General features: G+C 69.2%; 21 protein-coding genes and 1 rRNA gene. 3 read left to right on the forward strand and 19 right to left on the reverse strand.

Features of this window, described 5'->3' with window-relative positions:
• Nucleotides 1-88 precede the first annotated feature (88 nt).
• The 16 genes from der to TU34_RS11250 form a co-directional block, all read right to left on the reverse strand.
• Nucleotides 89-1,516 carry a ribosome biogenesis GTPase Der gene (der, locus tag TU34_RS11175; RefSeq protein ID WP_045822923.1) on the reverse strand — a complete coding sequence of 476 codons (1,428 nt, stop codon included), beginning with the start codon at nucleotides 1,514-1,516 and terminating at the stop codon, nucleotides 89-91.
• A complete protein-coding gene (gene cmk, locus TU34_RS11180) occupies nucleotides 1,513-2,199 on the reverse strand; it encodes a (d)CMP kinase (protein WP_238981246.1) in 687 nt (228 codons plus the stop codon). The genes der and cmk overlap by 4 nt, the downstream gene beginning before the upstream one ends.
• Complete coding sequence (locus tag TU34_RS11185; RefSeq protein WP_045822924.1) at nucleotides 2,196-3,158, reverse strand: pseudouridine synthase; 963 nt, start codon at nucleotides 3,156-3,158, stop codon at nucleotides 2,196-2,198. The genes cmk and TU34_RS11185 overlap by 4 nt, the downstream gene beginning before the upstream one ends.
• Nucleotides 3,159-3,160: 2 nt before the next feature.
• Entirely contained in the window at nucleotides 3,161-3,826 is a 666-nt protein-coding gene (scpB, locus tag TU34_RS11190) for an SMC-Scp complex subunit ScpB (protein ID WP_045822925.1), read from the reverse strand.
• A 10-nt stretch (nucleotides 3,827-3,836) separates the two neighbouring features.
• Nucleotides 3,837-4,694, reverse strand: coding sequence for a segregation and condensation protein A (locus TU34_RS11195; RefSeq protein WP_045822926.1), 858 nt, complete (start codon nucleotides 4,692-4,694; stop codon nucleotides 3,837-3,839).
• Nucleotides 4,694-5,587, reverse strand: coding sequence for a ParA family protein (locus TU34_RS11200; RefSeq protein ID WP_238981249.1), 894 nt, complete (start codon nucleotides 5,585-5,587; stop codon nucleotides 4,694-4,696). The genes TU34_RS11195 and TU34_RS11200 overlap by 1 nt, the downstream gene beginning before the upstream one ends.
• Before the next feature lie 158 nt (nucleotides 5,588-5,745).
• Entirely contained in the window at nucleotides 5,746-6,687 is a 942-nt protein-coding gene (gene xerD / locus TU34_RS11205) for a site-specific tyrosine recombinase XerD (protein WP_045822928.1), read from the reverse strand.
• A 10-nt stretch (nucleotides 6,688-6,697) separates the two neighbouring features.
• Complete coding sequence (locus tag TU34_RS11210) at nucleotides 6,698-7,351, reverse strand: NUDIX domain-containing protein (protein ID WP_045822929.1); 654 nt, start codon at nucleotides 7,349-7,351, stop codon at nucleotides 6,698-6,700.
• On the reverse strand, nucleotides 7,348-9,096 hold the full coding sequence (locus TU34_RS11215) for a CTP synthase (RefSeq protein ID WP_082080145.1): 1,749 nt from the start codon (nucleotides 9,094-9,096) through the stop codon (nucleotides 7,348-7,350). The genes TU34_RS11210 and TU34_RS11215 overlap by 4 nt, the downstream gene beginning before the upstream one ends.
• A gap of 126 nt (nucleotides 9,097-9,222) precedes the next feature.
• Nucleotides 9,223-10,131 (reverse strand): copper transporter, encoded by a 909-nt coding sequence (locus tag TU34_RS11220; RefSeq protein ID WP_045822930.1) that lies wholly within the window; start codon nucleotides 10,129-10,131, stop codon nucleotides 9,223-9,225.
• A gap of 3 nt (nucleotides 10,132-10,134) precedes the next feature.
• A complete protein-coding gene (steA, locus tag TU34_RS11225) occupies nucleotides 10,135-11,322 on the reverse strand; it encodes a putative cytokinetic ring protein SteA (RefSeq protein ID WP_045822994.1) in 1,188 nt (395 codons plus the stop codon).
• Between the two features lie 107 nt (nucleotides 11,323-11,429).
• Nucleotides 11,430-13,199 carry a DNA repair protein RecN gene (gene recN / locus TU34_RS11230; RefSeq protein ID WP_045822931.1) on the reverse strand — a complete coding sequence of 590 codons (1,770 nt, stop codon included), beginning with the start codon at nucleotides 13,197-13,199 and terminating at the stop codon, nucleotides 11,430-11,432.
• A 1-nt stretch (nucleotide 13,200) separates the two neighbouring features.
• Nucleotides 13,201-14,097: an NAD kinase gene (locus TU34_RS11235; protein WP_238981250.1), complete on the reverse strand. Its 897-nt coding sequence runs from the start codon at nucleotides 14,095-14,097 to the stop codon at nucleotides 13,201-13,203.
• Nucleotides 14,098-14,177: 80 nt separating this feature from the next.
• On the reverse strand, nucleotides 14,178-15,041 hold the full coding sequence (locus TU34_RS11240) for a TlyA family RNA methyltransferase (RefSeq protein ID WP_045822933.1): 864 nt from the start codon (nucleotides 15,039-15,041) through the stop codon (nucleotides 14,178-14,180).
• A 6-nt stretch (nucleotides 15,042-15,047) separates the two neighbouring features.
• Entirely contained in the window at nucleotides 15,048-15,311 is a 264-nt protein-coding gene (locus tag TU34_RS11245; RefSeq protein WP_052688871.1) for a hypothetical protein, read from the reverse strand.
• Nucleotides 15,308-17,359, reverse strand: a complete 2,052-nt coding sequence (locus TU34_RS11250; protein WP_045822934.1) for an HAD-IIA family hydrolase — start codon at nucleotides 17,357-17,359, stop codon at nucleotides 15,308-15,310. Before TU34_RS11250 ends, TU34_RS11245 begins: the two co-directional genes overlap by 4 nt.
• A 152-nt stretch (nucleotides 17,360-17,511) precedes the next feature.
• Between TU34_RS11250 and TU34_RS11255 the strand changes: the two genes are divergently transcribed.
• Complete coding sequence (locus TU34_RS11255) at nucleotides 17,512-18,675, forward strand: molybdopterin-dependent oxidoreductase (protein ID WP_045822996.1); 1,164 nt, start codon at nucleotides 17,512-17,514, stop codon at nucleotides 18,673-18,675.
• On the forward strand, nucleotides 18,672-19,142 hold the full coding sequence (locus TU34_RS11260; RefSeq protein ID WP_203225446.1) for a hypothetical protein: 471 nt from the start codon (nucleotides 18,672-18,674) through the stop codon (nucleotides 19,140-19,142). Before TU34_RS11255 ends, TU34_RS11260 begins: the two co-directional genes overlap by 4 nt.
• On the opposite strand, the gene TU34_RS11265 is transcribed toward TU34_RS11260, so the two are convergent.
• Both TU34_RS11265 and TU34_RS11270 read right to left on the reverse strand, forming a co-directional pair.
• Nucleotides 19,095-20,384, reverse strand: coding sequence for a helix-turn-helix domain-containing protein (locus TU34_RS11265; RefSeq protein WP_045822936.1), 1,290 nt, complete (start codon nucleotides 20,382-20,384; stop codon nucleotides 19,095-19,097). The two genes, TU34_RS11260 and TU34_RS11265, sit on opposite strands and share 48 nt — an antisense overlap.
• A gap of 46 nt (nucleotides 20,385-20,430) precedes the next feature.
• The gene (locus TU34_RS11270; protein ID WP_045822937.1) at nucleotides 20,431-21,477 is read right to left on the reverse strand and encodes a 2,3-butanediol dehydrogenase; all 1,047 of its coding nucleotides are present in this window, start codon (nucleotides 21,475-21,477) and stop codon (nucleotides 20,431-20,433) included.
• 190 nt (nucleotides 21,478-21,667) lie between these two features.
• Between TU34_RS11270 and TU34_RS11275 the strand changes: the two genes are divergently transcribed.
• Entirely contained in the window at nucleotides 21,668-23,536 is a 1,869-nt protein-coding gene (locus tag TU34_RS11275) for an NAD(P)-binding domain-containing protein (RefSeq protein ID WP_045822938.1), read from the forward strand.
• A 57-nt stretch (nucleotides 23,537-23,593) separates the two neighbouring features.
• Here TU34_RS11275 and rrf read toward each other — a convergent pair.
• A 5S ribosomal RNA gene (gene rrf / locus TU34_RS11280) occupies nucleotides 23,594-23,710 on the reverse strand.
• Between the last annotated feature and the right edge of the window lies 1 nt (nucleotide 23,711).

Genomic DNA, 23,711 nt, shown 5'->3' on the forward strand with positions numbered 1-23,711 from the left:
GCCCCGTGAGGGGCATCGCCGCTCCGTGAGGAGCAGCGTTGAACAGATTAGCCGACCGGCCCACGCGGGGGCCAATCGCCTCAGCCGTCTACTTGCGTCGCTCGCGCTTCTCTCGCACGCGCACGTTGATGCGCACGGGCGAACCGTCGAAGCCGAACTGCTCACGCAGCTTGCGCTCGAGGAACCGGCGGTAGCCGGCCTCGAGAAAACCGGTCGTGAACAGCACGAACGTCGGCGGACGGGTCGCGGCCTGGGTCGCGAACATGACCTTGGGCTGGCGACCGCCTCGAACGGGAGGCGGGGTGCCCGCGATGATGTCCTTGAGCCAACCGTTGAGCTGACCGGTGGAGATGCGCTTGTCCCACGAGTCCAGCGCGGTGTCGAGCTGCGGGACGAGCTTCTGCACCGAACGACCCGTCGAGGCCGAGATGTTGACCCGACGCGCCCAGGGCACCCGGGCCAGGTCGCGGTCGATCTCCTTGTCGAGCTGCAGGCGCCGGTCCTCGTCGACGAGGTCCCACTTGTTGAACGCGATCACCAGCGACCGGCCGGCCTCCACGATCATCGTCAGCACCCGCTGGTCCTGCTCGGTGATGGGCTCCGAGGCGTCGATCAACAGCACCGCCACCTCGGCGGCGTCGATGGCCGCGCGCGTACGCAGCGAGGCGTAGTACTCATGGCCGCTGGCGGTGTTCACGCGCTTGCGCAAGCCGGCGGTGTCGACGAAGTTCCACAGTCGCCCACCGAGTTCCACCAGCTCGTCGACGGGGTCGACGGTGGTGCCGGCGACGTTGTCGACCACGGCCCGATCGGAGTCGGTCAACTTGTTCAGCAGCGAGCTCTTGCCCACGTTCGGCTTGCCGACCAACGCGACGCGACGCGGACCGGCGGGCTGGCCGAAGTCACGCGGAGTCTCGGGCAGAACCTCGAGGATGGCGTCGAGCAGATCGCCCGCTCCCCGACCGTGCGCGGCCGAGACCGAGCGCGGTTCGCCAAGACCCAATGACCACAGCGCGGCGGCCTCGGACTCGACACGCTCGTCGTCGACCTTGTTCGCCGCCAACAGCACCGGCGTCTTCGAGCGGCGCAGCACGCGTGCGACGGCCTCGTCGGTCGCGGTGGCGCCGACGGTCGCGTCGACCACCAGCACCACGGCATCAGCGGTGTTCATCGCGAACTCGGCCTGACGGGCGATCGCCTGACCCATGCCTTTCGCGTCGGGCTCCCAGCCGCCGGTGTCCTGCACCAGGAACCGTCGACCCGACCACACCGCGGCGTACGACACCCGGTCGCGTGTCACGCCGGGGATGTCCTCCACCACTGCCTCACGCCGACCGAGGATGCGGTTGACGAGCGTCGACTTGCCCACGTTCGGTCGTCCGACGATCGCGACGGTCGGCATGGCGACCGCGTCGCCACCCTCACCGTCATCGCCGAATTCACCGATCTGCCAATCGGCTTCGTCCGACCACACACCGTCGACACCGTGGAGATCGAAATCCTGTTGGTCGGTCATGCGCGTGCTCCGATACGGTCGGTCGCCAACTCGACGAGGTGGTCGATCACCTGCTCGATGGTCATGTCACTGGTGTCGACGGTGATCGCGTCGTCGGCTGGACGCAGCGGCGACAGCGCGCGCGTCGAATCGAGGTGGTCGCGACGTTCCACCGCGGCCAGCACCTCGTCGAAGTCGCTGGGGCGCCCCTGCGAGAGGTTCTGGTCGTGACGTCGCTGTGCGCGGGCGGCCGCGCTCGCGGTGAGATAGATCTTCAGTTCGGCGTCGGGGAACACGACGGTGCCGATGTCGCGTCCCTCGACGACGGCGAACTCGCCGGCGACGATGTGGCGTTGCAGCGCAACCATCTTCTCGCGGACGGCACCGACCGCCGACACCGCGGAGACCGCGGACGTCACCGCGTCGGTGCGGATCTCGTTCGAGACGTCCTCACCGGCGAGGGTGACCGCGTGCGAGTCGGGGTCGTTCGACAGCGTCATCTCGACGTCGGCGACGGAATCGGCGATGGCGTCGGGGTTCTCGAGATCGGCGTCGGCACGCAGGGCGGCCAGGGTCGCCACGCGGTACATGGCGCCGGTGTCGAGGTACCGGGCGCCGAGTCGGTCGGCGACACGACGCGACACACTCGATTTGCCGGTGCCGGCGGGGCCGTCGATCGTGATGATCGCAGGTGTCGCGGTCACATTCCCACCGCCTTGTACAGCGCGCCGACCTCGTCGCGTCCGAGCACCCGCAGGCTGCCCGGACGCTGGTTGCCGAGGTGCACGGCACCGATCTCGGTGCGCACGAGGTTGAGCACGGGGAACCCGGCGTGGTCGAGCATGCGTCGCACGATCCGCTTACGTCCCTCGTGCAGAACAAGTTTCACGAGGGCCTGGCCCTCGAGGATCTCCAGCACGGCGAAGCCGTCGACCGACACCGGACCGTCGTCGAGTTCGACACCGGCCTTCAGGGTGCGTCCGAGGCCGCGGGGCGGGATGCCCTTGACCGTCGCGAGGTAGGTCTTCGGCACCTCGAAGGAGGGGTGCATGAGTCGATGCGCGAGCTCGCCGTCGTTGGTGAGCAGCAGGAGCCCCTCGGTGTCGGCGTCGAGGCGACCGACGTGGAACAGACGCTGTCCGGCCATCACGCGTTCGGCGACCACGTCGCCGACGCACGGTCGGTTCTGGTCGTCGGACATCGTCGACTGCCAGCCCTTCGGCTTGTTCAGCGCGAGGTACTGCAGGGTCTCGTCCATCACCACGCGGGCGCCGTCGACACGGACCACCGCGGTGGTCGGGTCGATCCGCATGCCCTGCTCGGTGACGATCTCGCCGTCGACGTCGACGCGGCCGGCAGCGATCAGCTCCTCGGCGCCGCGACGCGATGCGACGCCGGCCTGTGCGAGCACCTTCTGCAGTCGCACGCCGTCGGCGACGTAGTTGGCGCCGTCGCCCTCGGGCGTGACGTTCTGGATCTTGGCGGGCTTGGCGTTGTTGATGCGCTCCTGGCCGCGGCGCACGCTCGGCGCGGCGCCCTTGGCGACGTGGGCCGTTCCCTTGCGGTGCGGCTTCTTCGGCCGGCCCGGGGAATTGCCGGTACGCGCGGCGTTCGAGGTGGTCTTGCTTCGGTCCGGTCTGCCGTCTCGGCTAGCGGGTGTCATGTCTAATCCAGTTCTGAGGTGGTGAGGTCAATCCTCGAGTCTGCCTGTCGGGAGTCCATCTTGGCGAATCGGGGATCGTTGATGATCTCGTCGTCGATGTCGTCGATGATGTCGACATCGGGCAGCAGCGGCGCCAGATCGGGCAGCTCCGCGAGCGACGCGAGACCGAGTCGTTCCAGGAACAACTCGGTGGTGGCGTACATGGTCCCGCTGGTCTCGGGGTCACTGCCAGCCTCGCGGATCAACCCGCGGGCGAGCAGCGTGCGCATCACGCCGTCGACGTTCACACCACGTACCGCGCTCACCCGCGTGCGGGTGACCGGTTGACGGTAGGCGATCACGGCGAGGGTCTCGAGCGCGGCGCGTGTCAGCTTCGACCGGACCCCGTCGAGGAGGAGTTTCTCCACGTAGGGGGCGTAATCGGTGCGCGTGTAGAGCCGCCAACCGTCGCCGGCGTACCGCAGGTCGATCCCGCTGGACCGCTCGGTGAGCTCGGCCTCGTAGGCCCGCAACGCCTCGGCCACGCGCTCCTCGGGTTCGCCGACGGCGTTGGCCAGCGACTCGGTGGTCACCGGCGAGTCGACGACCAGCAGCATCGCCTCCAGCGCCGACCGCAGTTCGTCGTCGGCGAGGGCGTCGTGGTCGTCGAACAGCATGTCCTCGGTCATCGTCCGTCTCTCATCCGTAGTCGTCCGCGCTCGTCACGGTGATCTCCTCGGTGTCGCGTTCACCGGTCCACGACACGTGCAGTGTGCCCAACGCCTCACTCTGTTCGAACTCGATGGCCCGTTGGCGGAACAGTTCCAGCAGCGCGAGGAACCGGGCCACCACCTCGAGACCGTTCGCGCACTCGGAGACCAGCGTCGAGAAGTTCACCCACTGCCTGGCGCCGGCGACCCGCAGGATCTCGGTCACCCGCACCACCTGCTCGGGCACCGACACCGCGTCCACGTCGTGCAGGTGCGACAGCCCGACACGCGGCACCGGTTTGGGCGCCATCGCCGTCGCCGCGACCTCGGCGAACTGTCGTGCGTCGACGCCGAGGGTCACCTCCGGCAGCAGCTTCTCGTAGCGGGCCTCCAACGACACCGCGCGCGGATAACGCTGCAGCGCGGCCGCTTCCAGCTCGGCGAACAGCGCGGCGACCTGTTTGTACGCGCGGTACTGCAGCAACCGTGCGAACAGGAGGTCGCGGGCCTCGAGCAACGCGAGGTCGTCGGGATCCTCCACCTCACCGCGTGGGAGGAGTCGTGCGGCCTTCAGATCGAGCAGGGTTGCGGCGACCACCAGGAACTGCGTGGTCTGATCGAGGTCGACGATCGACCCGATCTTCTTGGTGTAGGCGATAAAATCGTCGGTCACCGCGTGCAGCGCGACCTCGGTCACGTCGAGTCGGCGCTGGCTGATCAGGTCGAGCAACAGATCGAACGGCCCGGAGAAGTTGGTCAGCGACACGTTGAACACCGACGGGTCGGGCTCGGTCACCACGTCTGTCGTGTCGACGGTGCCCGCAGCGTTGGCCGGGTCGTCGGTCATCACGATCGGCCGGTGCGGTGCAGCACCTCTCGTGCGAGCGCCCGGTACGCCTTCGCTCCCCCGGACTTCGGTGCCCACGAGGTGATCGGCTCACCGGCGACACTGGTCTCGGGGAATCGCACGGTGCGGCTGATGACGGTGTCGTACACGCGCTCGCCGAACACCTCGACCACGCGCGCCATCACCTCCCGCGAGTGCAGGGTGCGTGCGTCGAACATGGTCATGAGGATGCCGCCGAGGCTCAGCCGTGGGTTTAGCCGGTCGCGCACCTTGTCGATGGTGTCGGTGAGCAGCGCGAGCCCGCGGAGGCTGAAGTACTCGCACTCCATCGGGATCAGCACAGTGTCGGCGCAGGCCAGCGCGTTCACGGTCAGCAGGCCGAGGGACGGCTGGCAGTCGATGAGCACGTAGTCGTAGCGGTCGAGGATCGGGTGCAGCGCTCGACCCAGTGTGTGTTCGCGGCCCACCTCGTTGACGAGCTGGATCTCCGCGGCCGAGAGGTCGATGTTGCTGGGCAGCAGGTCGAGTCCGTCGACACGGGTCCGCATCAGCACGTCGTCGACCGACACCTGCGGCGGTACCAGCAGGTTGTGCACGGTGAGGTCGAGATCGTGGTGCGGGACACCGAGCCCCGCCGACAGGGCGCCCTGCGGGTCGAGATCCACGAGCAGCACGCGGCGACCGTATTCGGCGAGCGCGGCACCGAGGTTGATCGTCGACGTGGTCTTGCCGACGCCGCCCTTCTGGTTGCACACCGCGATGACGACCGCGGGGCCGTGCCGGTCGAGGGGCTGGGGCTCGGGGACCTCGCGGGTGGCCCGACCGGTGGGACCGACACCCTCGGGTTCGGCCGAGACGTCGGCCTGCGCCGGTCCGCGGGACGGGGTGTCGATGGTGAAGCTGTACTGCTCGAGCGGAGCTTCGCGCGACGGGGCACCCTGGGCCGGTGGCTGGGGCGTGGTCACGTTGTCGATGCTCCTGTCACGAAAATGGGTCGTCGATCGCAGATCAGCCTAGTGCGTCACGCCGTCGAGGCGGCGACGCATCGCCGTCACCGTGCCCGCGGGTGTGCAGTGGCGTAGACCTCACGCATCGCCGACACGGTGACCAGCGTGTACACCTGCGTGGTCGTCACCGAGGCGTGTCCCAGCAGTTCCTGCACCACACGGACATCGGCGCCGCCGTCGAGCAGATGGGTGGCGAAGCTGTGGCGCAGCGTGTGCGGCGACACCGCCTTGTCGAGACCGGCGCGCTGCGCGGAGTCGGCGAGCACCTGCCACGCGCTCTGCCGCGAGAGCCGACCGCCGCGGGAGTTGAGGAACAGTGCCGGATTGAACTTCGAGACGAGCGCCGGCCGACCCCGCACCAGGTAGGCGTCGAGGGCTTCGAGCGCCGGTCGGCCCACGGGGACGAGGCGTTCCTTGCCGCCCTTGCCGCGCAGCAACACCGCCCCGGTCTCGGAGGTGACGTCCTCGATGTCGAGCGACACCGCCTCGGAGATGCGGGCACCGCAGCTGTAGAGCAGTTCCATCAGCGCCCGATCCCGCAGCGTGCGCGGCGTCTCCGAGGGGCCCGAGCCGCCTGCGGCCTCGAGGATGGCGATCACCTCGTCGACCGGTAGCGATTTCGGCAGCCGCCGGGCCGCTTTCGGGGGGCGCACGGCGTGCGCGACGTCGGTGGCCGCCATCGATTCGGCGACGGCGAACTTGTGCAGACCTCGTGTGGCCACGAGGGTGCGGGCAACCGAACTGTCGGCGAGTGGTTTCTCGTCGCGGTCGGGGTCGCCGCGGCGCAGCGCCACGAGGAATTCGCGCACGTCCTCCTCGGCGACGTCGCCGAGGTCGTCGATCTGTCGTGACACGAGGTACCGCTGATACCGCAGGAGGTCGCGACCGTAGGAACTCAGCGTGTTCGGCGCGGCACCGCGTTCGACGGCGAGGTGATCGAGGTACCGCCGGATCTGGTCGCCCAGCGTCGTGTCGTCGAGTTCCATTGGCCCACGGTCATTTCCGCGCGGCGTGGCGACGATCGAGTGCCGTGGGTTGATCGACCCACGGCGAGTCGGGGTCGCGGAGGTCGGCGCCGGTGGCGCGGACGTGGGCCAGTGCGAGGATGCCGCACACGCTGGTGACGTTGACGATCTCACCGGCGAACACCATGGCCACGGCATCGTCGAGCGGGATCCAGTCGATGTCCATGTCGGCTTCTTCGTCGTGGGCGTCGGGGCGGTCGACGGTGCGCAGTCCCTCCGCCACGAACACCCGCAGCGCCTCGTCGGTGAAACCCGGTGACGAGGCGACGTCGACGAGGGTGTGCCAGCGGTCGGCCTCGACGCCGACCTCCTCCATCAGTTCGCGCCGTGCGGCCTCCACCGGTGACTCGTCGCCGCCGGAGTCCATCAACCCGGCGGGGAGCTCGCGGAGTCGGCGCTGCACCGGGTGCCGATACTGGGTGACCGTGGCGATGGCGCCGTCGTCGTTGCACGCGACGATGGCCACCGCGCCGTGGTGTTCGACGACCTCGCGTCGGGCGGTCCGATCGCCCGGCATCGTGAGTTCGTCGACCCGTAGCGCGAGGATCGCGCCGTCGTAGACGGTCTCCGAACCGATGACGGTGAAGTCGAACGGCTCGCCGCCCGGAGACGACGCAGGGGTCACGCGCTCACCTCGGCGGCACCGGACTCGGGTTCGGGATCGCGTGCGGTCTCCTCGTCCTCACCGTGCACGTTCACCGGGAGCCGTTCGGCGGCCTTGTATTTCAGCGCCGCCACGACGAACGCCGCGAACAGCGGGTGCGGACGCGTCGGTCGGCTCTTGAGCTCCGGGTGCGCCTGGGTGGCGACGAGGAAGGGGTGGATCTCCCGCGGGTACTCGACGAATTCGACGAGGTGCCCGTCGGGTGAGGTGCCCGAGAACCGGAGACCGGTGGTGGCGATCTGGTCGCGGTAGGTGTTGTTCACCTCGTAGCGGTGGCGATGGCGTTCGGACACCTCGGTGGTGCCGTAGGCGTTCGCGACGACCGAACCGCGTTCGAGCACAGCCGGATACGCGCCGAGACGCATGGTGCCGCCGAGATCGGCCTCACCCGCGACGGCCTGTTCCTGGTCGGCCATCGTCGAGATCACCGGGTGGGTGGTGTCGGGGTCGAACTCCGCGGAACTCGCGTCGGTGAGGCCGGCCTCGCGGGCGGCCTCGATCACGATGCACTGCAGGCCCAGGCACAACCCGAGCAGCGGGATCCCGCGGCGGCGGGCGAAGCGGACCGCGCCGACCTTGCCCTCGATGCCGCGGATGCCGAAGCCGCCGGGGATGAGGATTGCGTCGACGTCGCCGAGATGCTGCTGCGCACCGGCGTCGGTGGCGCACTCGTCGGACTGCACCCAGCGGATCTCGACCTTGGCCCGCGCGGCGAACCCGCCGGCGCGAATGGCCTCGGTGACCGAGAGGTACGCGTCGGGCAGGTCGACGTACTTGCCGACGAGCGCGACGGTGACCGACTCACGCGGCTCGTGCACCCGCTTGAGCAGTTCGCCCCAGATGGTCCAGTCGACGTCGCGGAACGGCAACCCCAGCTTGCGCACCACGTAGGCGTCGAGCTGTTCGCGGTGCAGCACCTTGGGGATGTCGTAGATCGACGGTGCGTCGGGGGTGGAGATGACGCCTTCGATGTCGACGTCGCACATCAGCGCGATCTTGTTCTTCAGCGGCTCGGGGACCTCACGGTCGCAGCGCAGGATCAGCGCGTCGGGCTGGATACCGATGTTGCGCAGCGCGGCCACCGAGTGCTGCGTCGGCTTGGTCTTCAGCTCCCCCGACGGCGCGAGGTACGGCACGAGAGACACGTGCAGGAAGAAGACGTTGTCGCGCCCGACGTCGTGGCGGATCTGTCGTGCGGCCTCGATGAAGGGCTGCGATTCGATGTCGCCGACGGTGCCGCCGATCTCGGTGATCACCAGGTCAGGCTCGTTGCCGTCGGCGTCGGGGAGGCGCATCGCGAGGATGCGGTTCTTGATCTCGTCGGTGATGTGCGGGATCACCTGCACGGTGTCGCCGAGGTACTCGCCGCGGCGTTCCTTGGCGATGACGGTCGAATACACCTGTCCGGTGGTCACATTCGCGCTCTGCGACAGGTTTCGGTCGAGGAAGCGTTCGTAGTGGCCGACGTCGAGGTCGGTCTCGGCGCCGTCCTCGGTGACGAAGACCTCACCGTGCTGGAACGGGTTCATCGTCCCGGGGTCGACATTGAGGTACGGATCGAGCTTCTGCATGGTCACGCGGAGCCCGCGTGAGGTGAGAAGTTGTCCGAGGCTGGAGGCGGTCAGACCTTTGCCCAGCGAGGATGCGACACCTCCGGTGACGAAGATGTGCTTGGTGCCTGATGGTGCATGACGCAGTGGTCGCAACGCTTCTCCCGATTGGCCGGAGCAGGTCGGAAAACCTGCTCGCCTACGGGGCTTTACCGTAACACCTCCGGCGCCGGACGTACCGCCGGCGAGAGCCCGGGGGTGTCATGGCCCCCGGGAACGGCCTCAGGTGGCCGGTGCGATCGCCGACGCGCCGGGACCCGAGCCGTATGCGCCCGGACGTCCGCGCTGGGCATCGGCGAGTGCGAGAGCGGTCACGATGCGACCGGTGGACTGATCGACGTTGTCGACCGAGGCGACCACGCGGGACAGTGAGGCGTCGGCGCGCAGCACCCCGATCGGCGATGATCCGTCGGCCGATCCGCTGCGTCCGGCCATCACGGTCCCGGATCCGCGTGCCCCGAAGGAGGCCGCGAAACGGGCGATGAGCTGACCTCGTGCACCGGCGTTGTCGCCGAGGGATCCACCTGTGACGACCACGGCGAGCTGCGCCGGGGTGACGGCGTTGTCGACGTAGGTGATGAACCCGCCCTGGCGCAGCGCCTGCAGTCCGGCGGAGGTGTCGGTGTCGGACGGTCCACCGGAGGCGTCGACCTTGCGCTGCAGCAGCAGACCCAGCAGATCCCCGACCCGCCCACCGGAATCGGTCAGCTCGGTGCGCAACGACGCGCCCGACGGGATGGCCTGATCGATGATGCTGGTCAGCTTCTGCGCCGAGGCGTCACCCACCAGTTCGTCGGTGAGCCCGATCTGGCCGGCGAACGTCGCCCCGGACTGGTTGAGGGAGGTCTTCACCGCCGCGATGTCGGCCTCGGCCGCACCGGGTGCGGTGACCACGAGCACCGAACGGTTCGTGAGGAGACCGCGCAGCAGTCGAGGTGAGATCGCGTCGTTGAACGAGTCGGCCGCGTTGACCTGACCACTCAGGGTGTCGTTGTCGGATCGGAGGGAGGACGACGAATCGTTCCCGGAGTCGATGCGATCGGCGACGAAGCCCGATCCGAGCACCACGCCGACGGCGAGCGCGAGGAAGACGGCGACGAGCGAGATCGCATGCTGGCGCAGCGAGATCACGAGCTATCGGTTCCAGGCGTCCCTGGCCCAGGCGTAGCCACGGTCCCATTCGGCCACGATCCAGTCGGCGATCTCGCCGCCGGTGTTGCTCATCACGAGTGCGACGATGATCGCGGCCAGCGCGGCGAGGACGAGCAGTGCGATCGCGGCACCGGAGACACGGCTGCGGTACAGCGTGGCAACGGCTTTCGCATCGACCAGCTTCGGTCCGACCTTGAGGCGGGTGAGGAACGTCGACGGGTTCGACTCACGACGGCTCCGGTCGAAGAAGTCGTCGAGCGACGCCGACGTGCCGACGGTGACGATGAGCGCCGCGCCGTGGAAGTCGGCGAGCAGCAGCGCGAGGTCGGCTGCCGAACCCGCCGCCGGGAAGGTCATCGCCCCGACACCGAGATCCTGGATCCGCTCGAGGCCGACGGCGTGGCCGTCGGGATCGGCCGGGAGAACCACCTGCGCACCGCATTTGAGCGTCGCCGCCCGCATGGCCTCGGGGTCACCGACGATGAGGTCGGGTCGGTACCCGGCACGCATCAGCGTGTCGGCGCCACCGTCGACGCCAATGAGGACCGGCGCGTACTCCTTGATGAAGGGCTTGAGCTTCTTGAGGTCGAGCTCGTGCTCGGCACCGTCGGCGACCACCACAACGTGTCGGTTCTTGAGGTCGACCTCGACGTCGGGCACACCGACACCGTCGATGAGCAACGGCGACTCGCTGCGGATGAACTCGATCGTGTTGCCGGAGAACGCCTCCAGGTGGTCGACGAGGCCCGACTTGGCCTCGATCATCAGCTTGGCGACCGCGCGCTCGTCGAGTTCGGTGCCGCGCGCCAGGCGGTTGCCGCCGACGTAGACGTTGCCCTCGTCGATGCGGATCTTGGATCCGTCCTTGATGCGGCGGAACACCTCCGGGCCCACGTCGTCGATGAGCGTGATCCCCGATGCCACGAGCACCTCGGGGCCGAGGTTGGGGTAGCGGCCCGAGATCGACGGGGAGGCGTTGACGACCGCGGTCACGTCGGCCTCGACGAGACGGTCGGCGATCACGCGGTCGAGGTCGAGTTCGTCGAGGACGACGATGTCGCCGTGTCCGACGCGCTCGAGCAGGCGCGAGGTGTTCTTGTCGACCCTGGCGATCCCGCTGAATCCGGGCAGGGTGTCATCGGTGCGGGAGAGCAGGGCTGGCATCTTCATGACGCCCATGATCGGCCCGAGGGTGAACACGGGCACGGAGGCGCGCCGTAACATTCGCCACTTTTGTCACATCAGTAACAGGCGTCGATGGGGTCACCGCCCACGGATCAGGCGAGCGCCTTCTCCCGGTCGGCGGTGGCGAGCAGCTCCTCGGCATGCGCGCGGCCGGTGTGCGAATCGCCCAGTCCGGCGAGCATGCGCGCCAGTTCCGCGACACGACCCGAGTGGTCGAGCGTCTCGACCGAGCTGGTCACCGCACTCTTACCGGTCGTCTTGCCGATGAGCAGATGGTTGTCGGCGAACGCCGCCACCTGCGGCAGGTGGGTGACGACGATGACCTGGTGGCTGCGCGCCAGGGCGGCCAGTCGCTTGCCGATCTCCACCGCGGCGCGGCCGCCGACACCGGCGTCGACCTCGTCGAACACCATCGTCGACCCGCCGTCGGGCCCCGCGAGCACCACCTCGAGGGCGAGCATCACGCGCGAGAGCTCGCCACCCGATGCCGATTTCGCGATGGCGAGCGGCACCGCACCGGAGTGCGCGGCGAGGGTGAACTCGACGCGGTCGACTCCCCCGGACCCGGCGTGCAGTCGAGTCCCATCGACGACGAGGCTGCGCGGGTCGCTCTCCCCCGACTCGTCGGGGGACACAGAGACCTCGAGAGTCGCGTCCTTCATGGCCAACCCGCCGAGTTCGCGGCTCACCTTCGTCCCCAGCGAGCCCGCCGCCTTGGTCCGTGCGGCGGTCAACGTCGCCGCGACACCGACCAGCGCGGTCGTCGCCTCCTGCGCCGCGGTCTCCAACGCCTCGATCGACACCGACGAGTCGTCGATCTCGGCGAGCCGGCTGCGCGCGGAATCGCGCCACGCCAGGACACCGTCGATGTCGGGCGCGTACTTGCGGATCAGGTTCTTCAGTTCGGACTGCCGGACGAGCACCTTCTCCAGTTCCGAGGCGTCGGCGGGGAGCCCGTGGAGGAATCCGGCGAGTTCCTCGCCGATGTCGCCGACCACCGACAACGCCTCCTCCACCCGCGGGAGCAGATCGCGCAGGGTGGGTTCGGACGTGGATCCCAGCAGTGTGCGGACCTGACCGAGCAGGTCGATCGCGGCGGCCGCGTCGGCGTCGACGGCATCGCCGGCGAGATCGGCCTGACCCGTGATCGCGGCGTGTGCGCCGGCTGCGACCGAGCGGACCTCCTCGAGATCGCCGAGCCGGGTCACCAGCGCGGCCAGCTCGAGGTCTTCGCCGGGGGTCGGCTCGACGGCGTCGATCTCGTCGAGTGCGTACCGCAGCCGGTCGGCCTCCTGGGCCAGCTCGCGGGAGTTACGCCGACGCATCTCGAGCTGGTCGACGGCGTCGATCCATGTCTGCCGCGCCGCGCGATACGCGGTCAGCGCCTTCGCGACCGGCTTGCCGCCGAAGCGGTCGAGGGCGTCGCGCTGGTGGTCGGGTTTGAGCAGCCGCAGCTGGTCGTTCTGGCCGTGGATGGTCAGCAGGCTGGTGGTGAACGCACCGAGCGTCCCGACGGGGACCGACCGTCCGCCCAGGTGCGCCCGCGAGCGACCGTCGGCGCTCACCGAGCGCGCCGCGATCACGGTGTCGTCCTCGTCGCGTTCGGCGCCGGCCGACTCGAGGATCTCGTCGACGCCGGTGAGCGACGGATCGACACGGAACCGGCCCTCCACCGTGGCCCGATCGGTGCCGGTGCGCACCCGGTCGCCGTCACCGCGCACACCGGACAGCAGGTGCAGGCTGGTGACGACCATCGTCTTGCCCGCGCCGGTCTCGCCGGTGAGGACGGTGAAGCCGTCGTGGAATTCGGCGGCGGCGTCGGCGATGACACCGAGTCCGCTGATCGCTAGTTCTTCGAGCACGTCACACCTGCCTGCCCCGCCAGCCGGTGACGGGAAGATCGAATTTGGTGACCAGTCGGTCGGCGAACGGATCGGAATCGATCCGCACCCACTGCAACGGCCGCGCACCACGCACCACCTCGATGCGCGCACCCGGGGGGACGTCGATCGTGCGTCGCCCGTCGCACGACACGATCGCGTGCTGCCGCGACCGTTCCACCTCGATGGCGATCACCGAGTTCGGGCTGGTGACCAGAGGGCGCGTGAACAGTGCGTGGGCATTGCTGGGGACCACGAGGATGGCCTCGAGATCAGGCCACATGACCGGCCCGCCCGCGGAGAACGCGTACGCGGTGGAACCGGTGGGCGTGGAGACGAGGATCCCGTCGGCGCCGTAGGAGGCGACGGGGCGACCGTCGACCTCGGTGACCACCTCGAGGACACCCTGGTTGCCGGGGTTCTGGATGCTGGCCTCGTTGAGCGCCCAGGTGCGGGCGATGACGTCGTCTCCGTCGACGATGACCGACACGTCGAGCGTCATCCGCTGCTCGACGCGGTAGTCACCGCGGATGAGCTGATCCATCACGGCGTCGACGCGATTGGCCTCGGCCTCGGCGAGGAAACCGATGCGCCCCAGATTGATCCCCAGCACCGGAACCGACGACGGATAGGCCAGTTCGGCGGCGCGCAGGAAGGTTCCGTCACCGCCGAGGACGATGACGATCTCGCAGCCCGCCGCCGATTCCTCGTCGCCGCGGGTCACCTCGACATCGGCGCCGAAGCTCCGCAGCTCCGCCGGATCGACCGGATGCACCGCGCGCGGATCGGATGCCTTGCCGCGGAACGAGCCCGCGATGTCGTGCTCGACGACGCGCATGCCGACACCGGCGTCGGCGCAGTGCCGGGCGATCGCCGCCATCGTCTCGGTGACGATCGCGCGACCTGTGTGCGCGACGACGAGGAACTCACGATCGGTCCCCACGCGCGCCCCCACCTGTGTCACCGGGGTCCTTCCTCGATCGCCGTCGTGATGGCGGCGAATGTGTCGTCATCGATCTCACCGTGCGCTGAATCGACGTCTTCCCTATCGACGTCGGGGACCGGGTCGATGGTTCCATCCCGCCGCAACCACAAGAAGTATTCAACATTTCCCGACGGTCCCGGCAGCGGGCTGGCCACCGCGCCCACCGTACGCAGGCCCAGCGCGAGCGCGCGGGCCGCGACCCGGCACACCGCATCGCGGCGCAGGCCCGGATCCCGCACCACACCACCGGATCCCACACGCTCACGACCCACCTCGAACTGCGGCTTCACCATCGGCACCACATCGCCACCCGGTGCGACGCAGGCCGCGAACGCCGGCAACACCAGGCGCAGCGAGATGAACGACAGATCGGCGACCACGAGGTCGATCGGTCCCCCGATCGCCTCGGCGTCGAGATGACGGACGTTGACCCGGTCACGGACATCGACCCGGTCGTCGGTCTGCAGACGCCACACGAGCTGGCCGTACCCGACGTCGGCGGCGACCACCTCACGCGCACCACGACGCAACAGGACGTCGGTGAACCCGCCGGTCGACGCGCCGGCGTCGAGGGCACGACGACCCTCGACGGACAGACCGTGGGGCGCGAACGCGTCGAGCGCACCGATCAACTTGTGTGCCCCGCGCGACGCCCACTTCTCGGTGTCGTTCTGCGACACCACGATCGGCGTGTCACGGCCGACGTTCGTGGCCGGTTTACCCGCCGCGACACCGTTGACCGCGACGTGGCCCGCGACGATCAGATCACGCGCCTCCTCGCGCGAACGGGCCAGTCCCCGCCGCACCAGTTCGGCGTCGAGGCGTGCCCGCGGCGCCATCAGCGGTCACACACGGTCGAGCTGCTCGAGGGCCGTGGTGAGCACGTCATGGGCCTGTTCGAGGAGTTCGGCCTGAGCGGACAGAGGTGTCAGATCGACCGGACCGTCGTGCGCATCGTGGTCGGCCGCCGCGCGACGGACCTCGTCGACACGGTCGAGGAGGCCGGCGACTCCGCGCACGACGGCGTCGTGGTCGACCCGAGACGTCTCGGCGGACGCCGCGGTGGCGCCGAAGCGGCCGGGCATCTGTGCGGGCGACGGATGGCTCATCGCTTCGAGACGCTATCGGAGTCGACGCCGTATCGCTTCAGGGCCGCGGCCGTGGTGTCGGCGTCGACGACGAAGGACACCTCGCGCGCGGACTCCGGGCGCGTGGGTGCCGCATACGCCGCGTGCAGCACCGCGGCCGGCAGGGCGTCGGGGTCGCCGTCGGTACCGGCGATGCTGATGACCCCGTCGTCGACCGAGACCGTCCATCCGTCCACGGGGCCGACGGCGCTCGACCCGGCCGGACGCGTCAACGCCCGCAGGTCGGCACCGATGTGGGTGGGACGCTGGTCGGGCGCGGCGCACACGGCGTCGGCGAGCGACGCCACACCGGTGAGGACGAGAAGGCTGTCGGCGCCGACGGCGGCGGCACCGGCGATGTCGGTGTCGAGACGGTCACCGACGACCAGCGGGTGCTGCGACCCGCTGCGGGCGATGGCGTCGCGCATCAACGGCTCGGCCGGTTTACCGGCGACGAGCGGGGTCGCGCCGGTCGCGTGGGCGACCGCGGCCACCATCGAGCCGTTGCCGATCATGAAGCCACGCTCCGACGGCAAGGTCGGGTCGATGTTGCAGGCGATCCACAGGGCGCCGTCGGCGATGGCGAGCACGGCCTCCGACAGCTGCGCCCAGCCGGTGTCGGGCGAGTGTCCCTGGACCACGGCCTGCGGCCGGTCGGCGGCGCTGCGCGTCACGCCGATGCCCACCTCCCGGATCTCCTGGGCGAGGCCGTCGGTGCCGACGACCAGGGCCCGCGATCCGGGCTCCAGGTGTTCGGCCAGAAGTGCCGCGGCGCTCTGCGCGCTGGTGACGACCTGATCGGCCTGTGCGGTGAAGCCCAGCGACGTCAGGTGGTCGGCGACCTCGGGTGCACGGCGACTGGCGTTGTTGGTCACGAAGTACGCGGGCGCGGTCACCTGCGCCAATGCCTCCTGCGCACCGCCGATCGCCTCGCCCCCGGCGAAGAGCGTCCCGTCGAGATCGCAGAGGATCGCGTCGTACCCGCCGGCCAGGGTGTCGCCTGCGGACTCGCCGGTCACGTCGGTCTCCTCGTTCGGTGTCGGCGTGGCCGCCGCGGTGGGTTCGGGCTCGGTGATCACGGGTTCGGTGACCACGAGTTCTGCGACAACGGGCTCGGGCGCGGGGGCCACAGGCTCGGGAGCAACGGGCTCGGGGGCCACAGGCTCGGGAGCAACGGGCTCGGGAGCAACGGGCTGGGGGATCTCGGCGGGCTGCGTCTGGAGGAGTTCCCCCTCGTCGTCGTCCTCATCGCCGAAGTGCTCGGCGAACCCCTCGGGGTCGGTGAGCTCCATGAGGCGCAGCTCGGCGTCGGTGACGTCGTCGACGTCGGCGGCCGCAGCGTTCATGAACCAGGTGACGGCGTCATCGGTGCGTCCCGCGGCGTGTAGCGCGGTGGCGTAGGCGTAGAACAGGCGCGCCGGTCCGGTGCCGGTCTGCGACGGGTCGAGGCCCGCGGCCTGCAGGGTCACCACGGCCTTGTCGAAGTCGCCGAGGTCGATTCGCGCGCCGGACTCGACGATCTTCATCTCGGTCGCCTCGTCCCCGGTCAACGAACGGCCCTCGTCGCTGCGGGCGATGTCGATGGCGCGGTCGGGACGACCCAGTCCCCGTTCGCAGTCGGCCATCAACGGCAGCAGCGTGGTCCCACCGGACATGCGTCGCGCGGCGCGGAGCTCGGAGAGCGCCTCGGTCCACTCGTTGGCGTTGTAGGCCGCGATGCCGGCGGTTTCACGGACCACCGCGATGCGACCCGCTCGCCGCCGGGCGGCACGCGCGTGCTCGAGAGCCAGGGCCGGATCCTCGTCCAGCAGGCGTGAGGTCATCACCAGGTGGCGCGCGACGGCGTCGGCGTTGGTGCGATCGAGGGTCAGGAGGTCACGACGGACCTCTCCGTCGAGGTCCTGCGGCACCACGTCGTCCGGGATCGACGGCTCGGGTGGCCGGTTCGCGGATCCGGTGCCACGGCGTGGGCCGTCGTCACGGCGACGATGGTCGGTGCCTCGAGGGCCCCGCTGTTCACGATCGGTCATTGTTGTCCTTCGGATCCACGCTGTGAAGTTTGTGGCGTAAGCATATCGTCTCCTTGTATGCACCCCATTCGGCACAGGGAACCCTCCGCCGCGTACCCCACACCGTGAGGTTCCCGACGCCGACGTTCCGAGGTCGCCCCCTCGACGACCACATCGACGACGCCCTCGCCGCGGTCGGACTCGACGACCGGACCGACAAGCCCGTCCGCGGGAGCGGGCTGACCGCCCGCGTGGGCCTCCTGCTCGGGATCGCGTTCACGGTCTGCTTCGTCACCGGTCTGATCAGCCACTGGATCCAGCACCCGCCGGGCTGGTTCTACTGGCCGGCGAACCCGCCGTGGCTCTACCGCGTCACGCAGGGACTGCACGTGATCAGCGGTGTCGTGGCGATACCGCTGCTGCTGGTGAAGCTCGGTGTGGTGTACCCGAAGTTGTTCGCGCGCCCGCGAATCGGGTCGCCGGTGCGCCTGCTCGAACGGTTGTCGATCGCGGTGCTGGTGGCCGCGGGCATCTTCCAGTTGTTCACCGGGCTGATGAACACCGCGCAGTGGTATCCGTGGAAGTTCTTCTTCACCACCACCCACTACGCGATGGCGTGGGTCGCCATCGGCGCGCTGGCCGTCCACATCGCGGTGAAGCTGCCGATCATCCGGAGCGCCCTCGGCGAACCCCTCGACGCCGACACCTCGACCGACGAGGCAGCCGAGGCCGTTCCCTCCCACCGCGGTGTCCTCACCCGCCGCACCGTCCTGCGCGGTACCTGGGCGATCGCCGGTCTGACGGCCTTGGCCTACGCCGGACAGTCCGTGCCGTTCCTGCGCTGGGCCGCCTTCCTCGCGCCACGATCGGGTGAGGGTCCGCAGGGCGTGCCGATCAATCGCACCGCGCAGGCCGCGGGGATCACCGACCGCGTCCGCGGTGCCGACTATCGCCTCGTCCTCACCGTCGACGGCCGCGAGACCCCCATGTCGCTCGAGGCGCTGCGGTCGTTGCCGCAGACGACGCGCGATCTCCCGATCGCGTGCGTGGAGGGGTGGAGCGCGTCGGGCACGTGGCGCGGTGTGCGCCTGCGGGACCTGCTCGCGACGGTCGACGACCGACGGGGACGTGACGCCCGCGTGGTGTCGTTCGACCGCGGCCTCTACGGGGTCACCATGCTGCCCGCGAACTTCGTCGACGACGACGACACCCTCATCGCCCTCGAACTCAACGGCGAGGTCCTCAGTCTCGACCACGGGTATCCATGCCGACTCATCGCACCGAACCGGCCCGGCGTGCTGCAGACGAAATGGCTGTCGCGGATCGAGGTCCTGTGACCACCGCGATCCGGCTGGTACTCGCCGTCGCCGGCCTCGGGATGGCCGCGTACGGGGTGTCGCTGCTGTGGGACGTACAGACTGCCGACCAGATCTCGCTGCTCATCTGGCTCGCTGCGGGCCTCATCGCGCACGACGCGATCCTCGCGCCGGTCTACACGATGTTCGGTCACGCCGGCCGGCGCCTGCTGCCCTCGACGGTGTGGGCGCCGGTGCTGGTCGCCGGCGCGGCCACGCTGATCCTGGTGTTGCTGTCGCTGCCGGTTCTCGCCCCGCGCCCGGCCGACAAGACACCTGACAACGCGACCATCCTCGATCGCCCCTACGGCCTGGGCCTGGGGATCGTCGTCGCAGTCATCTGGGTGCTGGCGGCGGCGGTCGCGATCCGCAACCACCGCTCACTGCGCAGCCATCCGGCGTCAGGCGACCCGGGCCCGACAGACCGCGGGCGCGACCGAGTGCGGTAGCAACCGCGCGGTGTCGAGCGGGAGCATCAACTGCACGTCGGCGTCGTCGAGGAAGCGATACGGGTTGCCGACGACAACGCCGGCCAGTTGTCTTCGCAGGCGCGACATCTCGGCGCGGACGGTGATCACGCGCGACTCGTCGCCGAACAGGTCATGTGCCATCTGTGCCGCGGTGCGGCCGGCCCGGTGTCGTGCGAGGAGATACAGGATCTCGGCGTGCCGTGGAGTGGGGGCGTTCGTCCACCCGCCGAGCGCGGTGTCGACGCGCACCGACGGTGCGCTGCCGTCGCGCAGATCGACCACCACCGTCGTCGGGACGTCGGAGGCGGCGCCGGCGTCTGCTCCCACGCGGACGAGCCATCCGCCCGGAAGGGGCTCCATGTCACACGACCCCAGCGACGGGAGCCACACACGTCCCGGTCGCAGGTCGTCGGGCAGCAGGATCCGGTTCCGGTCGGCCACCGATTCCACGGCGGCCACCCATCCGTGGGCGTCAACCGCCAGAGCCCGACCGGCGAGACGCGCCAGCATCGGGGCCGCGACCGATCGCAGCCGATCGAGGGTGCGGCGGTGCAGTTCCCGCAGATGCGACTCCGCCAGACGGGCAACCGCGTCGACCAGCGCGACGGTGGTCGGGTGGATCGTCGCCGCGGGCCCGCTCACGTCGACGACCCCGATGACCTCGTTCGTGCGGGCGTCGCGGATCGGTGCACCGGCGCACGTCCACGTGTGGTGACTGCGGACGAAGTGCTCGGCGGAGAACACCTGCAGCGCCCGCCCCGACGCCAGGGCGGTCCCGATGGCATTCGTCCCGACCGCGTCCTCGGCCCAGTCGGCGCCCTCGACGAAACCGAGCCGATCGGCGTTGGTGAGAACGCGGTTCGAGCCGCTCCGCCACAGGACCCGGCCGCCGCGATCGGCGATGACGAGGATGTTGTCGCCGTCGGTGATCACCGATTCGAGGCCCCGGGCGAGATCGTCGACCACGTCGGCCAGGCCCGACTCCTGTCGACGGAGTTCGAGGTCACCCACCGTCACCGACGGGCTCGTCCGGTTCATCCGATCGGGATCGGCGCCCTGCGCCAGGAGTCGATTCCACGAGTCGTCGATGACCTCACGGGGCCTGGCCGGTGCCTTGTCCCCCGACATCGTCGCGTCGTAGACCTCGGTGAGGAGTTCTGCGTAGCGGCGTGGGTCGTCGCCCGCGTAGAGCGCGGGTTCGGGGGTCTCGGAGCGGGTCATGACGGCACCAGTGTGCCCCCCGTCACACCGGCGGGCAACGACACGCTCACCGCGTCGGGTCGACGAGGACCTTCATCTTGGTCCCCGCGTGCAACGCCTCGAAGCCCTGATCGACGACGTCCTCGATGGAGATGGAACTGACCCACCCGGTGGTGTCGTAGCCACCCGACGCCATCAGGGCGATCACGGCCTCGAAGTCGGCGCCGGTGTAGCAGAGGGATCCTTGGATGCGCGCCTCCTTCATCACGAGATCGATCAACGGTGTCGTCAGTGGTTTCTCGTAGATCGCGACGCTGACCATGGGCTTGCGGGCGCCGACGCACGCCAGTGCCGATTCGATCGCGGGTGCGACCCCGGCCGCGTCGTAGACGGCGTCGACACCGCGGCCATCGGTGGCGTCGGCGACGAGGGCGGGGACGTCGACCGCGGTGGGGTCGAGCGTTGTCGCCCCGAGCGCCTCGATGGCGGCGCGTCGTGTCGCCGACGGCTCGACCACGCGGATGTCCTCGAGGCCTTTGCCCCGCAGTGCGAACCACAACCCGATGCCGATGGGGCCGGCGCCGTAGATCATCGCCGTGTCCCCGTCGCCCACGTCGCCGAGTGTCGCGGCGTGGTGGGCCACGGCCATCGGTTCGACGAGTGCTCCGAGTTCGAACGAGACCGAGTCCGGCAGTCGGTGCAGCATGTCGGTCGGGACCACGGTGTACTCGGCCATGCCGCCGTCGGACATCAGCCCGTGGAAGCCGATCTGTGCGCAGACGTTGTAGGTGCCGGCCGAACACGGTCCGCAGTGGCCGCATCGGTACAGCGGTTCGATCGCGACACGGTCGCCCTCGGCGTACCCGGTGACGCCCTTGCCGACCGCGGAGATCGTGCCCGCGAACTCGTGGCCGAGGATCAGGGGCAGCTCGGCGCCGGTCAGGGGATGCGGTGATGTCGGGATGAAGATCGGGCCGGCGTAGTACTCGTGCAGGTCGGTGCCGCAGATGCCGTTGTACGCGACGGCGATGGTGACCTGCCCCGGTCCGGGATCGGGTACCGGTACGTCGTCGATCGCGACCTTGTTCGGTCCGTGGTAGATGGCTGCTCGCATGTCTGGCTGCTTTCGTCCCGGCGCGGCATCGTCGCCCACCGATGCAGACCTGTCTATGTGACGGGCCACGTCGGCCGCCAGGGTTGCAACGCGCTGCAACCCTGGCGCCGGGACACCCACTGCGTGTGTTGTGGATCACAGCGCGGAGTCTTCGACGGAGAAGGCCCGGCGATCGACGACAGGGAGTCACATGACGCAGACCATCGAACCCACCGACCTCGCGGAGCCGGCCGCGGACGGCACCGCGGCACCCGGGATCGACGATGCCCAACAGCGAATGGATCGCTGGCTGGCCGAGTTCGAGGCCGCGCTCGCGGTACGCGACATCGATCGCGTCGTCTCGGGATTCGTGACCGACTGCTTCTGGCGGGACCTGGTCGCGATGACCTGGAACCTGACGACGATGGAGGGCCACGAACAGCTGGCGGACATGCTCGAGGCCCGGCTACCGGAGGCCGACCCGAGCGGGTTCGTGACCGCGGAGCCCGCCACCGCCGACGGCGATGTCGTGTCGGCGTTCATCGAGTTCGAGACGGCCACCGGTCGCGGGAAGGGGCACCTTCGCCTACGACGCGAGGAGGACGGCGTCGACCGCGGGTGGACGTTGCTCACCACGTTGCGCGAGCTGAAGGGCTTCGAGGAACCCCAGGGCGATCGACGCGTCAAGGGCGCCGTTCACGGCCAGTCCGAGGACACACGTTCGTGGGCGGAGCGGCGTGCCGACGAGGCGCGCGAGCTCGGATACACGGTAGAGCCCTACACGCTGATCATCGGCGGTGGCCAGGGCGGGATCGCGCTCGGCGCCCGTATGCGGCAGATGGGTGTGCCATCGATCGTGGTGGACAAGCACGCGCGCCCCGGAGATCAGTGGCGCAACCGCTACAAGTCCCTCTGCCTGCACGATCCGGTCTGGTACGACCATCTCCCCTACCTGCCGTTCCCCGAGAACTGGCCGGTGTTCGCACCCAAGGACAAGATCGGCGAATGGCTCGAGTTCTACACACGCGTGATGGAGGTGCCGTACTGGAATTCGACCACCTGTCTCTCGGCGCAGTTCGACGAGAAGGACGGCCGCTGGACCGTCGAACTCGACCGCGACGGCGAGAAGGTGACGGTGCACCCCACCCACCTTGTGCTCGCCACCGGCATGTCGGGAAAGCCCAACGTCCCCGACTTCCCGGGTCAGGACGTGTTCGCCGGCGATCAGCATCACTCGAGCGCCCATCCCGGGCCCGACGCCTATGTCGGCAAGAACGCCGTGGTCATCGGATCGAACAACTCCGCGCACGACATCTGCAAGGCGCTCGTCGAGAACGGCGTCGACGTGACGATGGTGCAGCGCTCGTCGACACACATCGTCAAGTCGGAGTCGCTGATGGATCTCGGTCTCGGTGATCTCTACTCCGAGAGGGCGCTGGCTGCCGGCATGACCACGGAGAAGGCGGACCTGTCGTTCGCGTCGCTGCCGTACCGGATCATGCACGAGTTCCAGATCCCCGTGTACGACGCGATCCGGGAGCGTGACAAGGACTTCTACGACCGTCTCGACGCGGCGGGCTTCGATCACGACTGGGGTGACGACGGTTCCGGCCTGTTCATGAAGTACCTGCGACGGGGATCGGGCTACTACATCGACGTCGGTGCCGCGGAGCTCGTCGCCGACGGCACCATCAAGCTGGCGCACGGCAATGTCGACCATCTCACCGAGAACAGTGTGGTGCTGTCGGACGGGACGGAGTTGCCGGCCGACGTGGTCGTCTATGCGACCGGCTACGGATCGATGAACGGTTGGGCCGCGGACCTCATCGGCCAGGATGTCGCCGACAAGGTCGGAAAGGTGTGGGGTCTGGGCTCGGACACCACCAAGGATCCGGGACCGTGGGAGGGCGAACAGCGCAACATGTGGAAGCCCACCCAGCAGCAGAACCTGTGGTTCCACGGTGGCAATCTGCATCAGTCCCGGCACTACTCGCTATACCTGGCGTTGCAGTTGAAAGCGCGCTACGAGGGCATCCCGACGCCGGTCTACAAGCTGCAGGACGTGCACCATCTGAGTTGAGGTCCAGACAGCACAAAACCCCTGTGACCAGCGGTCACAGGGGTTTTGTGAAGTTGTGTTCGGCGGTGTCCTACTCTCCCACACTGATTAGGGTGCAGTACCATTGGCGCTGGAGGGCTTAGCTTCCGGGTTCGGAATGGGGCCGGGCGTTTCCCCTCCGCTATAGCCGCCGTAA

This window comes from Williamsia herbipolensis (assembly GCF_000964005.1).
Lineage (GTDB): Bacteria > Actinomycetota > Actinomycetes > Mycobacteriales > Mycobacteriaceae > Williamsia_A > Williamsia_A herbipolensis.